This window comes from Kitasatospora sp. NPDC054939 (assembly GCF_053610105.1).
In genome coordinates this window covers 1-12,929 of sequence record NZ_JBSGXP010000099.1, presented here as the reverse complement: position 1 = coordinate 12,929, position 12,929 = coordinate 1, and the positions used below count along the sequence as shown (strand labels likewise).

Below are 12,929 nucleotides of genomic sequence, written 5' to 3'. Positions count from 1 at the left end.
CGGTCCGCCGGGCCGCCCGGCGCACTGCCCCGGGGCTCAGCCCGCCCGCGGTTCGGGCGGCGGTGCCATCGCCCACCGGATGACCCCGGTCACGGCCCGTCCGGCGGGTCGGACCAGGGCCGCTTCGAGCACCGGGACCGGCGGGAGCCGCAGTTCGCGGCGGGCCCAGTGCGGCAGCATCGCGACGGCGGCCGCGGCGAGCAGTCCGTAGGCGGGGCGGGTCGGCAGCGGCAGCGGCGGGTGCAGGAGGAGGAACCGCGCGGTGTCGAGTGCCTCGGGGCCGGCGGCGAGTTCGGGACGGTAGGCGTGGAGGCGGGCGGCGAGCGCGGCGCGGTCGCGGGGCGGATCGGCCACGCCGAGCGCCCGGCCGATGCGCGCGGTGTCGGCGAGGTACGCGTCGCAGCCGGGCCCGTCGAGCGGTTCGGCGCCGTAGATCTGATGGGCCCGCAGGAAGCTGTCGACCTCGGCGGCGTGGATCCAGCCCAGCAGGTGGGGGTCGGAGGCCCGGTAGGGGCGGCCGTCGGGGGCCGTGCCGCGGATCCGCTCGTGGACGGCGCGCACCCGGTCGACGGCCTGCTGGGCGTCGGCGGCGGTGCCGAAGGTGGTGACGGCCAGGAAGGTGCTGGTGCGCTGGAGCCGGCCCCACGGGTCGCCGCGGAAGCCGGAGTGGCCGGCGACCGCCGCCATCGCCAGCGGGTGCAGGGACTGCAGCAGCAGGGCCCGCAGTCCGCCCGCGAACATCGACGCGTCGCCGTGCACGGTGCGGATGGGCCGCTCGGGGCCGAACCACCGTGCCCCGGGGGTCTCGTGGATGCGGCGGCGGGCCGCGGGGCCCTGCGGACCGGCCACCCGGGCGAAGAGTTCGGCCCCGAGGCGGGTCCGCAGGCCCGCGAGCCCCGGCGGGTCGCTGCGGGCGGTGTCCATACCTGCCACGGTACGACCGGCCGCCGGAACCGGTCCACGCGCTCCCCCGTCCCGCCCGAGCCCGGCTCCCCCCCCGGGCCCGGCTGCGACGCCCCCGGATAGACGCTGCCCCGGGTACGGACCGGAGGCCGTCGCCGTTCGGCCCAATCCGCGGCGCGGCGGGCTCCGAAGACCTGGTGCAGACGACAGCACGGGCCGCCCACCGCCGCGGCCCCGAGCAGCGGAGAGGCCCTCGTGACCGTGCCCGGCACCGTGTCCACCAGCACCGCCGTCCCGCGCACCCGGGGCGGCCCGACCGCCCGCCGGGTGGCGGTGGTGGGGGCGGGGGTGGCCGGCCTGACGGCAGCGTACGAGCTGGCCCGGGCCGGGGTGGCGGTCGAGCTGTTCGAGGCGGACGGCCGGCTCGGCGGCCACGCCCACACCCAGGAGGCGGTGGGACCGGACGGACGGGTGCTCGCCCTGGACACCGGCTTCCTGGTGCACAACGAGCGGACGTACCCGCACCTGGTCCGGCTGTTCCGGGAGCTCGGGGTGCGCACCCAGGCCAGCGACATGAGCATGTCCGTGCACTGCGACGGCTGCGGTCTGGAGTACGCCGGGGCGCGCGGGCCCGCCGGGCTGCTGGCCCGGCCCGGTGCGGTGCTGCGCGGGCGGTACCTGCGGATGCTCGCCGAGGTGCCGCGCTTCCACCGGCGGGCCCGCCGCCTGCTCACCACACCGGACGACCGGGACCCGAGCCTGCGGGAGTTCCTGGCCGCCGAACGCTTCTCCCCGTACTTCGTGCAGCACTTCGCCACCCCGATGGTGTCCGCCGTATGGTCCTGCGCACCGGACCTGGCCGGCGACTACCCGGCGCGCTACCTGTTCGCCTTCCTCGACCACCACGGCCTGCTCGCGGTGTCCGGCTCCCCGACCTGGCGCACGGTGGTCGGCGGCTCGCGCAGCTATGTGGAGCGGATCGCCGAGCGGATCGCCGCCGTGCACCGGCAGGCGCCGGTCCGTGCCGTGCGCCGCCACCCCGACGGGGTCACCGTGGTCACCGCCGACGGGCGGAGCACCGCGGCCGACGCCGTGGTGGTCGCCACCCACGCCGACCAGGCGCTGCGCCTGCTGGCCGACCCCACCGCGGCCGAGCGCGCGGTCCTCGGCGCCTTCACGTACACGCGGAACCCGACCGTACTGCACCGCGACGCCTCCCTCCTGCCGGGTGCGGTGCGGGCGCGCGCCTCCTGGAACTACCGGATGCCCGACTGCACGGGGCCGGCCGACCGGGTCCGGGTCAGCTACCACCTCAACCGGCTGCTGCGGCTGGAGTGCGCCGACGACTACCTGGTCACCCTCAACGAGGACCGCCACCGGCCGGTGCCCGCCGAGCTGGTGGTCTCGCGCACCGTCTACGAGCACCCCGTGTACACCGCACGGACGCTCGCCGCACAGCGCCGGCTGCCCGAACTCGCCACCGGGCGCACCGCGTTCGCCGGCGCGTACCACGGCTGGGGCTTCCACGAGGACGGCTGCCGGTCCGGCCTGCGGGCCGCCCGCACCCTGCTCGGGGTGGGGGCGTCGTGAGCGCGTACCGCACGGACCGGCCGACGGCGGGGCCCGGCGCCCCCCCGTTCGCCGGCCGGCCGCTGCCCGGTCCCTGGGGCGCGGTGCTGTACGAGACCCGGACCACCCATGTGCGCACCGCGCCGCTGCGGCACGCCTTCCGGCACCGCGGCTACCTGTGGCTGGTGGACCTGGACCGGCTGCCGCCGGTGCCGTGGCCGCTCCGGGTGCTGGCCGGCTTCCGGTACCGCGACCACGCCGCGGCCACCGACGGGCAGTACCCGGGCCGCACAGCCGGCGCCGCCCCCGGCCCCGCGATCCGCCGCAGCCTGGAGCGCCACCTCGCCGCCCACGGCGTCCGGCTCGACGGCGGCCGGGTGCTGATGCTCACCCAGGCCCGCTCGCTCGGGCACGTGTTCAACCCGCTGACCGTCTACTGGTGCCACGACCCGTCCGGCCGGCCGCTCTGCACCGTCGCCGAGGTCCACAACACCTACGGCGGCCGGTACCGCTACCTGCTGCACCCGGACGCCGCCGGGCGGGCGGAGACCGCCAAGGAGTTCTACGTCTCGCCGTTCTTCCCGGTCGACGGCCGCTACCGGATGTCGCTGCCCGAACCCGGCGCGCGCCTGCACCTGGCCGTCCACCTGGAGCGTCCCGGCGGCCGGGTGTTCACCGCCACCGTGCACGGCACCGGCCGCCCGGCCGGGCCCGCCGCGCTGCTGCGGGCGGCGCTCGCCCACCCGTTCGCCACCCTCGCCGTCAGCCTGCACATCCGCTACCAGGGCCTCCGCCTGCTGCTGCGCGGCCTGCCCGTCCACCCCCGCCCGGCCACCGGAGCGCACGGCCCGGCGCCCGCCGCACGCCCCCGTCCCGACTCAACACCGCACCACCCGGCGGCCGATCGGCCCGCCCGCACCGGAGAGGTCCCCACCGCATGACCACGCAGGCCGATCCGACCGCCCCGCCGGCCCCGGCCGTCGACGCCGCCCGCTGGCCGGACGTCGCCCGGGTGCCGAGCGTCCCGCTGCGCGCCGCAGCCGTCGGGCGGCTGCTGCGGCGGGCCGCCGTCCGGCGCGGCCTGCACGTCGAACTCCCGGGCGGCCTACCGCTGTTGCCGGGCGCTTCCGCCCCGCCCGGCGCGCCCGTGCTGCGGCTGCACCGGCCGCAGGACTTCCTGCACCGGATCGCCGCGGACGGCCTGATCGGCTTCGGCGAGTCCTACCAGGCCGGTGACTGGGACAGCCCCGACCTCGTCGCCCTGCTCACGGCGCTGGCCGCCGCGCCCGAGACCCTGGTGCCACCCGGGACGCAGTGGCTGCGCCGGTTCTGCCTCCGGCGCCCGCCGGCCGCCGAACGGCAGACGGCCGACAACGCCCGGCGCAACGTCCACCGCCACTACGACCTGTCCAACGACCTGTTCGCGCTCTTCCTCGACCCGACCCTCAGCTACTCCGCCGCGGTCTTCCCGTTCGGCACCGACGGCCGGCCGCGCGCCGACCGGGCGGGACTGCCCGCCGCGCAGCACCGCAAGATCGACCGGCTGCTCGACCTCGCCCGGGTCGGCCCCGGCACCCGGCTGCTGGAGCTCGGCACCGGCTGGGGGGAGCTCGCCCTGCGCGCGGCCGCCCGCGGCGCCCGGGTCCTCAGCGTCACCCTCTCCGCGGAACAGCTCGCCCTGGCCCGCCGCCGGATCGCCGCGGCCGGACAGTCCGGACGGGCCGAGGTCCGGCTCTGCGACTACCGCGCAGTGCAGGGGAGGTACGACGCCGTGGTCAGCGTGGAGATGATCGAGGCGGTCGGACGGCCGTTCTGGCCGGAGTACCTCCGCACCCTGGACCGGGTGCTGGCCCCCGGCGGCCGGGTCGCGCTGCAGGCGATCACCATGCCGCACGAGCGGATGCTCGCCAGCTGCGGCACCTACACCTGGATCCTCAAGTACGTGTTCCCGGGCGGGCAGATCCCGTCCGTACGGGCGGTCGCCGAGGCCGCGGCCGCCCACACCGGGCTGCGGGTGGCCACCGCCGGGGCGTACGGGCCGCACTACGCCGAGACGCTGCGGCTGTGGCGCGAGCGCTTCGCCGAACAGGACGCGCAGGTCGCCGCGTTGGGCTTCGACCCGGTCTTCCGGCGGATGTGGGAGTTCTACCTCGCGTACTCCGAGGCCGGGTTCCGCTCCGGCTACCTGGACGTCCACCACCTGCTGCTGACCCGCGGGGTGGCGCCGGCCCGGGCACCGTCCGGGCGGCCCGGTGCCGCTGCCGCGCCCGCGCCCGCGCCCGTACCCGATGAACCCGACCGCACCAGCCCCACGAGGCCGCCCCGATGACCGTCTCCGTCGCCCTGTTCACCCAGGACCTCCGTCTGCACGACAACCCCGTGCTGCACGCCGCCCAGTGGTCCGCCGACCGGGTCGTGCCGCTGTTCGTGCTCGACCCCGCCGTCGAGGCGGCCGGCTTCGCCGCCCCCAACCGGCGGGCCTTCCTCGCCGACTGCCTCGCCGACCTGGACGCCGCGCTGCGCCGGATCGGCTCCCGCCTGATCGTCCGCCACGGCGACGCCGCCGAACAGGCCGCCCGGGTGGCCGCCGAGGCCGACGCCGGCCTGGTGCACGTCGCCGCGGGCGTCAGCGCCTTCGCCCGGCACCGCGAGACCCGGCTGCGCGCCCTGCTGGGCCGCCGGCTGCTGGTCCACGACGCCTCGCTGACCGTCGTCCCGGCCGGGCTGGTCACCCCCGCCGGCCGCGACCACTACGCCGTCTTCACCCCGTACCACCGCGCCTGGCAGCACGCCCCGCGCCGCACCGTGCTGCCCGCCCCGCACACCCTCAGCACCCCGGACGGCATCGGCGGCGAACCCCTGCCGACCGCGGAGCCGGTCTCCCCCGCCCTGCCGCCCGGGGGCGAGAGCGCCGCCCGGGCGCAGTGGCAGCGCTGGGACGTCGACGCCTACGCCGACCTGCACGACGCCCTCGCCGCCGACGGCACCTCCCGGCTCTCCCCGTACCTGCACTTCGGCTGCCTCTCCCCGTCCGAACTCGCCTCGCTCGCCCGGGCGCACGGCGGCGCGGGGGCGGAGGCGTTCGTCCGGCAGCTGGCCTGGCGGGACTTCCACCACCAGGTGCTCGCCGCGCGCCCCGACGCCGCCCGGCAGGACTACCGGTCCCGGGACGACCACTGGCACCACGACGAGCGCGAGGCGGAGGCCTGGCGCCAGGGCCGCACCGGCTACCCGATCGTCGACGCGGGGATGCGCCAACTCGCCCACGAGGGCTGGATGCACAACCGCGCCCGGCTGCTCACCGCGAGCTTCCTCACCAAGTCGCTGTACCTGGACTGGCGGATCGGCGCCCGGCACTTCCTCTCCCTGCTGGTCGACGGCGACGTCGCCAACAACCAGCTGAACTGGCAGTGGATGGCCGGCACCGGAACCGACACCCGGCCCAACCGGGTGCTCAACCCGCTGCTCCAGGCCGACCGCTACGACCCGCAGGGCGCGTACGTGCGCCGCTGGGTGCCCGAGATCGCCCACCTGCCGGGCCCGACGGTGCACCGCCCCTGGCTGCTCGCACCCGACTACCCGACCCCGCTCGTCCCGCCCGGCGAGCTGGGCGCCCGCTTCCGCCGGGCCCGCGCCCTGGGGTGAGACGTCCCCGGCCGGGCGGCCACCGGTGCGCCGTGGCGCGGGCGGTGGCCGCCCGGGAGGCGGGGGCGGGTGGAAGCAGGCGGTCAGTGGACGCCGGTGCGGTGGTCCGCGGCGGTCACCGACTCGGCGGGCCCGGCCGACGGGCCGATGTGGCAGGAGCCGGAAGGGCGGAAGGGCTCGGCCAGTTGGGCCAGGTAGCCGACGGGGTAGTCCGGCTTGGCGGCCATGCCGAGCTGCTCGGAGGAGAACCGGCGGGCCGGATCGTAGCTGAAGGTGCCGAGCAGGTGGTCCCAGAGGAGCGTGAACAGGCCGAAGTTGACGTCCCCGATCCCGGCCCACTTGAGGTGGTGGAAGCGGTGGCCCTCGTTCAGCGCCAGCACGTACTTCAGCGGGCCGACCCGGTAGTCGGCATTGGAGTGCTGCAGCATCAGTTGGACCGCCACCGCCAGGGCGAGCACCGAGGCCACGCCGACCGGCATGCCGACGAGCAGCAGCGGGAGCACCCCGGCGACCGTCTCCAGGGTCTGGTGCAGCGGGTGCTTCATCAGCCCGTTGAGGCCGTAGAAGCGCTTCACGGAGTGGTGGACGGCGTGGAACCGCCACAGCGCGCCGATCCGGTGGCTGGCGTAGTGGACCAGCGTGGTGCCGAGGTCGGCGACCAGCACGGCGGCCAGCACCTGGAGGACGAACGGCCAGGACCCGGGCCAGAGTTCCGCCACGGTCAACGCCCCGGCGAGCAGCGGGACGACGGCGACCCCGGCCAGCAGCAGGCTCTCGTTGACGAAGGCGTGCGCGACGTCCCGCCGGTCGTCGCCGCCCAGCGGGCTGTTCCAGTCGTCCTCGTAGGGCAGCAGCCGCTCGGCGGCGAAGGAGCAGCCGACGGCCACCAGCAGCAGGCCGAGCAGCCACGGTTTCGGGGCCCCGGCCGCGGCCAGGGCGATGGCGGCGCCGTTGACGCCGAGGAGCATGAACGGCGCGTAGCCGTAACGGATCACGGTGCGGTACATGCCGTCCAGACTGGCCGGGCCGGGGCCCCGCAGGCTTGGACGGATCCGCTGACCCGGGGGCGCCCGACCGCCGGCGCCGGACGGGGATCAGGCGGGGGCGGAGGAGAGCGCGGCGAGCAGGCGCGAGGGGGCCAGGCCGAACATCTCCCGGGTGACCCGGGTGAGATGGGAGCTGTCGGCGAAGCCCGCCCCGTGCGCGGCCTCGGTGAGCCCGGCGCCGTCCGCCGCCAGCGCGATCGCGCGGCGCAGCCGGGCCCAGCGCAGGTGGGCGGGGAACGGCAGGGCCAGCTCCGCGGCGAACAGGTGCCCGAGGCGGCTGGCGGAGATCCCGGCCGCGGCGGCGAGGTCGGTGAGCCGGACCGGCCCGTGCAGCAGCCCGGGCAGCGCGTCCAGGGCGTGCCGGAGGGCCGGGTGCCGGGCGCCGGTCGGACCGGGCTCGCTCCAGCCGCGTACCAGCCCGGCCGGATCGACCCCGGCGGCCCCGGCGGCCCCGAGTGTCCCGGCGGCAGCGGCGGGCGGCAGCAGGGCGCGGGCGGCAGCCTCCCACCCGGTGACCCGGTCGCGGTCCGGTCCGGTGAGTTGCGCGGCCAGGAAGCGGCCGGCGCCGCCGTCGGGGTCGAGGTAGAGCATGGTGGCCCGGGCGCCCGGCCGGGCGTGCAGGGCGTGCCGGACGCGGGTGGGGACGATCGCCGCCGCCACCGCCCGCCGGTCCTGGTACCGGTCGGTCAGCTCCACCACGCCGTCGGTGACGATCAGGACCTGGACGGCGGCGTGAGCGTGCGGATCGGTGCCGCCGGGCGCTCCGGTGAAGGCCAGCCAGCCGGGTTGCAGCTCCGTACGGCCGCGCCAGCCGGGCCGGGACGGCGCCGCCGCGGCGGCGGTAGCGGCGGCAGCGGTGACGGCGGTGACGGCGGTGGTGGTCCGTGCGGCGGGGAGTCCCCCGGGCGGCCGCGCTCCGGGCACTGCGGTCCCCCCCTCTGCGGCCCCGCGGCCGCCCGCCTGTCCTGCCATGCCGTCACCGCTCCACGGCTCCACGGCGGTCGTCACCGTCACGGTCGTCGCACAGGATAGGCCCGTCGGGGCCGGTGGCCGCCGGCGGAAGTGTACGGGCCTGCCCGGGCACGGGTCAGTGGGAGCGGGTGAGGATCAGCTCGGCGAGGGCGGTCAGCCCGGCGGCCGGAGCGGGTTCGGGATCGGCCGCGGCGAGGGCGGCGAGGGCCAGATCGGTGTGGCGGCGGGCCTGGCACTCGGCCCAGGCCCGTCCGCCGGCCGCCTCCGTCAGCGCGGCCATCCGGGCCAGGTCGGTACCGGACGGGGCGCTGCGGGCGCGGTAGAGCCGGCCCAGTTCGGCGGCCTCCGGGCCGTCCGCGGCCAGGGCGGCGGCCACGGGCAGGGACTTCTTGCGGGCCGCCAGGTCGGACCAGGCGGGCTTGCCGGTGCGCTTCGGGTCGCCCCAGATCCCGAGGAGGTCGTCGGTGAGCTGGAAGGCCATGCCCAGGTGGGAGCCGAACTCCCGCATCCGTTCCACCCGCTCGGCGCCGCCCGCCCCGGCCAGCGCACCCAGGCCGCAGGCCGCCGCGAACAGCGAGCCGGTCTTCCCGGCCGCGGTGGCGGCGCTCTCCTCCAGCGACACGGCGGCCCGGCGCTCCAGCTGGGTGTCCGTCCACTCGCCGCCGATCAGGTCCTGCACGGTGGCCGTCAGGTGCCGTACGCCGGCACGGCCCAGGGGCTCGGGCGCCTCGGCGATCACCTCGACCGCGAGGAAGAACAGGGCGTCCCCGGCCAGGATCCCGCCGGCCGTCCCGAAGACGTCCCACACGGCCGGCCGGCCGCGGCGGGTGCGGTCGCCGTCGATGATGTCGTCGTGCAGCAGCGAGGCGTTGTGCACCAGCTCCACCGCGACCGCGGCGGCGACCCCGGCGGCGGCCGGTCCGCCCAGGGCCTCGCAGCAGAGCAGGACGAGGGCCGGGCGCAGCCCCTTGCCGGCGGCGCCGTCCAGCGGCCGGCCCGTCACGTCCCACCAGCCGAAGTGGCAGCCCGCCACGTGGCGCAGTTCCGCGGGCAGCCGGTCGACCACCCGGCGCACCTGCGGGGCGACCAGCGCCCGGGCGCGTTCCAGGGCCAGGCACGCCGTTTCGGTGGCGGACGCGGCGAGCGTGCCGGTTTCCTCCAAGGCTGACCCCCAAAGCCGGACCGGGCCCGTGACAGCCGGTCCTCCGGCAGCGGGCCCCACCGTACCCCCCGCCGGGCCCGGAGCACCGGAACGCCACAGCCGTCCGTCGCCCGGATGAAGAACCGTCGGGTGCGGTCCGGCAGGCGGCGGGAGCGGGGTCGGCGGCGGGGACCGGGCCCCGTACCGAGCGGCAGGGGCTCAGCAGCGGTCGATCTCCACGACGGTGCCGTCCTGCAGCGCGCGCAGGCCGGCCTCCACCCGTTCGGCCAGCATGGCGGGGAGGCGTCGGCAGGCCTCCTTCGGGTCGAGCCACTGGGCGGAGCGGATCTCCCCGTCGGGGAAGCTGAGCGCCCCCGCCCGCTCGGGCGGCAGCGGGGGGAGGTCGTAGACGTGGCAGGTGAGGGCGCGGCCGTGGCGGGCGAGGGCGGCCGGGATGCTGTCGACGACCAGCAGCCGGCCGACCGGGATGTCCAGGCCGAGTTCCTCGGCGAGTTCGCGGCCGGCGGCCTGGCGCGGCGCCTCGTGCGCCTCCACCATGCCGCCGGGCAGTTCCAGGTGGTCCTTGTAGCCGGGTTCGAGGACGAGCACCCGGCCGGCGGTGTCCCGTACCAGCACGGTGGCGGCGGCCATCGGCGCGGGCAGCTGCCGGTAGTGGTCGACCGCGGGCATCGGTACGCGCCGCCCGTCGCGCAGGACGGCGGTGTGCGCGCCGCGCTCCGCCTCGACGGCGTGCGCCAGGCGGGCGGCGACCGGGGCCGCCAGCAGGGCGAGCGCCTCCGCTTCGTCGACGAAGCGGGCCGCGCGGATCTCGCTGTGCTGGAGCAGCAGGTCGGCGGCGTCGGCGAGCGGCGGCTCGCGGTGGGCGGCGTGGATCAGGGACAGGACGGTCCGGCCCCAGCGGGCGGCCGGGATGCTGTCGACGACCAGCAGGCGGCCGACCCGGGCGGTCAGTCCCAGCTCCTCGTGCAGTTCCCGGACGAGCGCGTCGGCGGGTTCCTCGTCCTCCACCATCCCGCCCGGGAGGTCCCAGCCGGACTTGTAGACGGGGTCGACGATCAGCACTCGGCCCCGCTCGTCGCGGATCAGGGCGTCCACGCAGGCGGCGGGGGCGGCGTGCACCGCGAGGAAGCCCGCCAGCTCGGCGTCGGGGACGGGCTCGGGGGCGGGCTCGGGCGCGGCCCCGGTGTCCGGGTCGAGGTCGCCGGCGGGGTGGGCCATGGGGCTCCTTCGGGCTCGGTGCGCGGGGCCGGCCTGCGGGGCGGCGGGCGGCCGAACTCGCGCGGGGGCGGGCGCGGTTGGCGCAGCCGCGGGCGCCTTCCGGGCCTGTCATCCTGCCGCCGTCCGAGGGCCCGGAGCAACCCGGGAGATTCCCGGACGCCCGGGGTGAACGGGCCGAATTCGATCCCGTGCGAACGGACCGCCAGGAGGGTTCGCCCCCACCGCTCAGGGCTGCCGCTCAGGGCTGCCGCTGGTGGGCGCCCGGGGTGTGGCCGTAGGCCCGGCGGAAGACGTCGATGAAGGCGCTGGCGGAGGACCAGCCGCAGCGGTGGGCGACGGTGGTGACGGGCAGGCCGTCGGCGAGCAGCCGCAGCGCGTGGTAGAGGCGCAGCTGGGTGCGCCACTGGGGGAAGGTCATGCCGAGTTCGCCGCGGAACAGCCGGCTGAGGGTGCGTTCGCCGGCCCCGGTGGCGGCGGCGAGCTGCGCGAGGGTGCGGGGGTCGGCCGGGTCCGCGTGGAGCAGTGCGCAGACGGCGGCCAGCCGGTCGTCGGTGGGCGCGGGCAGCCGGGCGGGCTGCCGGGGCGAGGCGCGCAGCTGGTCGAGCAGGACGGCGCGCAGCCGGTCCCGTTCGGGCGTCCCGGTGTGCGGGCCGCCGGTGTAGGCGAGGATCAGCTCGCGCAGCAGCGGCCCGACGGTGAGCACGGTGGGTGCGTCGAGGCCGAGCGGGTTGGTATCGGCGGGCAGGCCGAGCAGGTGCAGCGCGAGCCGGCCGTGGGCGCGGTGGGCGTGGACGCAGCCGGCCGGGATCCACAGGGCACGGGTGCCGGGGGCGAACCAGGTGCCGGCGTCGGTGGTGACGGCGACGACGCCGGAGCCCGCGTAGACGATCTGGTGGTCGTCGTGGCGGTGGGCGTCGATGCGCCCGCCCGGGCCGAGCAGGCGGGTGTCGGTGGGCGCCGTGGGGGTATGGCGGATTTCCGGCATGAACCGGCACTTTATTGGAAGTACGCCGCCGGTCGGCCGGATGACGATGGGCGGGTGTCGAAGAACCCCTCCCCCTCCCGCCCGGACGGCCGCGGCCCCGTCGCCCGGCTCGCCGTCGGGCACGCCTGCGTGGACGTCCACCAGGGCGCCGTCGCCGCACTGGTGCCGTACTTCGTCGCCGAGCGCGCCTACGGCTACGCCGCGGCCTCCGGTCTCGTACTCGCCGCCTCGCTGCTGTCGTCGGTGGTGCAGCCGCTGTTCGGGGCGCTCACCGACCGCCGGCCCCTGCCGTGGCTGCTGCCGGTGTCCACGCTGCTGGCGGGGGCCGGGACCGCGCTGGCCGGCGCGGGCGGCCCGTACGCGCTGACGCTGGCGGCCGTCGCCCTCTCGGGGCTCGGTGTGGCGGCCTACCACCCCGAGGGGGCGCGGCTCGCCCGGCTGGCGAGCCGGGGCAGCCACACCGCGATGGGCTGGTACTCGCTCGGCGGCAACCTCGGCTTCGCCACCGCTCCCCCGGCGGTCGCCGCGGTCGTCGCGCTGGGCGGGCTGCGGGCCACCCCGCTGCTGCTGGCACCCGCCCTGCTCGGCGCGGCGCTCTCGGTGCGGGCCCTGCGCGAGGTCTCCGCCGGCCCGGCCCCGGCGACCGCGGGCAGGGGCGGCGGAGACAGCGGTGGCGGTGGCGGTGGCGGCCGGAACGACTGGGCGTCCTTCGGGCTGCTGTCCGGTGCGATCGTCTGCCGTTCGATCGTCTTCGTCGGTCTGAGCACCTTCGTCGCCCTGTACGCCCGCGAGCGCACCGGTGGCGGTGAACTCGCGGGTACGGCGGCCCTGTTCGTCCTCTACCTGGGCGGCGCCGTGGGCACCGTGCTGGGCGGGCGGCTCGCCGCGCGCCACGGGCGGCTGCCGGTGGTGCGGTGGTCGTACGCGCTGGCCGCGCCGGCGGTGGCCGGGGTGGTGTTCGCCCCCGGGTGGGCGTTCCACCTGTGCGTGGCGCTCACGTCGATGGGCCTGTACGTGCCGTTCTCGCTGCATGTGACGCTGGGCCAGGACTACCTGCCCGGACGGATCGGCACCGCGAGCGGCGTGACCCTGGGGCTGGCCGTGAGCGCGGGCGGCGTCGCCGGACCGCTGATCGGCGCCCTGGCCGACGCCGCCTCGCTGCGGACGGCCCTGCTGCCGCTGATCGCCCTGCCCCTCCTCGGCCTCCTCCTGCTGCGCCCGCTGCGCGAACCGGCGGTCCCGGGCGCGACCCCGGACGAAGCGCCGGACGGGGCTCCGGACGGGGCCGCGACGCACGGGGAACCGCTGCCCGCCACCGGCGGCGGGGCCGGGTAGCGGGGCGGCACCGTGCGGCGGTCGGGGCTTCCTGCGGTGCGGATGCCCCGGACCGCCGCTGCTTCCCCGCGGCAGCGGCGGGCCGGGCGCCGGT

At 77.5% G+C, this 12,929-nt stretch carries 11 protein-coding genes; 5 read left to right on the top strand and 6 right to left on the bottom strand.

Annotated features, from left to right (window positions below):
* Window positions 1-36 precede the first annotated feature (36 nt).
* On the bottom strand, window positions 37-924 hold the full coding sequence (locus ACWGB8_RS25410; RefSeq protein WP_452215896.1) for an oxygenase MpaB family protein: 888 nt from the start codon (window positions 922-924) through the stop codon (window positions 37-39).
* Window positions 925-1,164: 240 nt separating this feature from the next.
* On the opposite strand from ACWGB8_RS25410, the gene ACWGB8_RS25405 reads away from it, so the two are divergent.
* The 4 genes from ACWGB8_RS25405 (at window position 1,165) to ACWGB8_RS25390 (ending at window position 6,117) form a co-directional block, all read left to right on the top strand.
* Complete coding sequence (locus ACWGB8_RS25405; RefSeq protein ID WP_452215918.1) at window positions 1,165-2,493, top strand: NAD(P)/FAD-dependent oxidoreductase; 1,329 nt, start codon at window positions 1,165-1,167, stop codon at window positions 2,491-2,493.
* A 62-nt stretch (window positions 2,494-2,555) separates the two neighbouring features.
* The gene (locus tag ACWGB8_RS25400; RefSeq protein ID WP_452215917.1) at window positions 2,556-3,413 is read left to right on the top strand and encodes a DUF1365 domain-containing protein; all 858 of its coding nucleotides are present in this window, start codon (window positions 2,556-2,558) and stop codon (window positions 3,411-3,413) included.
* The gene (locus ACWGB8_RS25395; protein WP_452215895.1) at window positions 3,410-4,801 is read left to right on the top strand and encodes a class I SAM-dependent methyltransferase; all 1,392 of its coding nucleotides are present in this window, start codon (window positions 3,410-3,412) and stop codon (window positions 4,799-4,801) included. The genes ACWGB8_RS25400 and ACWGB8_RS25395 overlap by 4 nt, the downstream gene beginning before the upstream one ends.
* Window positions 4,798-6,117, top strand: a complete 1,320-nt coding sequence (locus ACWGB8_RS25390) for a cryptochrome/photolyase family protein (RefSeq protein WP_452215894.1) — start codon at window positions 4,798-4,800, stop codon at window positions 6,115-6,117. Before ACWGB8_RS25395 ends, ACWGB8_RS25390 begins: the two co-directional genes overlap by 4 nt.
* A gap of 83 nt (window positions 6,118-6,200) precedes the next feature.
* Here ACWGB8_RS25390 and ACWGB8_RS25385 read toward each other — a convergent pair whose 3' ends face one another.
* From ACWGB8_RS25385 to ACWGB8_RS25365, 5 genes are all read right to left on the bottom strand, one after another.
* Window positions 6,201-7,124, bottom strand: coding sequence for a sterol desaturase family protein (locus ACWGB8_RS25385; RefSeq protein ID WP_452215893.1), 924 nt, complete (start codon window positions 7,122-7,124; stop codon window positions 6,201-6,203).
* Window positions 7,125-7,211: 87 nt separating this feature from the next.
* Complete coding sequence (locus tag ACWGB8_RS25380; protein WP_452215892.1) at window positions 7,212-8,087, bottom strand: helix-turn-helix transcriptional regulator; 876 nt, start codon at window positions 8,085-8,087, stop codon at window positions 7,212-7,214.
* 163 nt (window positions 8,088-8,250) lie between these two features.
* Window positions 8,251-9,297: a polyprenyl synthetase family protein gene (locus ACWGB8_RS25375; RefSeq protein ID WP_452215891.1), complete on the bottom strand. Its 1,047-nt coding sequence runs from the start codon at window positions 9,295-9,297 to the stop codon at window positions 8,251-8,253.
* 198 nt (window positions 9,298-9,495) lie between these two features.
* Window positions 9,496-10,515 carry an NUDIX hydrolase gene (locus ACWGB8_RS25370; RefSeq protein WP_452215890.1) on the bottom strand — a complete coding sequence of 340 codons (1,020 nt, stop codon included), beginning with the start codon at window positions 10,513-10,515 and terminating at the stop codon, window positions 9,496-9,498.
* Window positions 10,516-10,753: 238 nt separating this feature from the next.
* Window positions 10,754-11,500 carry an AraC family transcriptional regulator gene (locus ACWGB8_RS25365; RefSeq protein ID WP_452215889.1) on the bottom strand — a complete coding sequence of 249 codons (747 nt, stop codon included), beginning with the start codon at window positions 11,498-11,500 and terminating at the stop codon, window positions 10,754-10,756.
* A gap of 54 nt (window positions 11,501-11,554) precedes the next feature.
* Between ACWGB8_RS25365 and ACWGB8_RS25360 the strand changes: the two genes are divergently transcribed.
* Entirely contained in the window at window positions 11,555-12,835 is a 1,281-nt protein-coding gene (locus ACWGB8_RS25360) for an MFS transporter (protein WP_452215888.1), read from the top strand.
* Window positions 12,836-12,929: the final 94 nt, after the last annotated feature.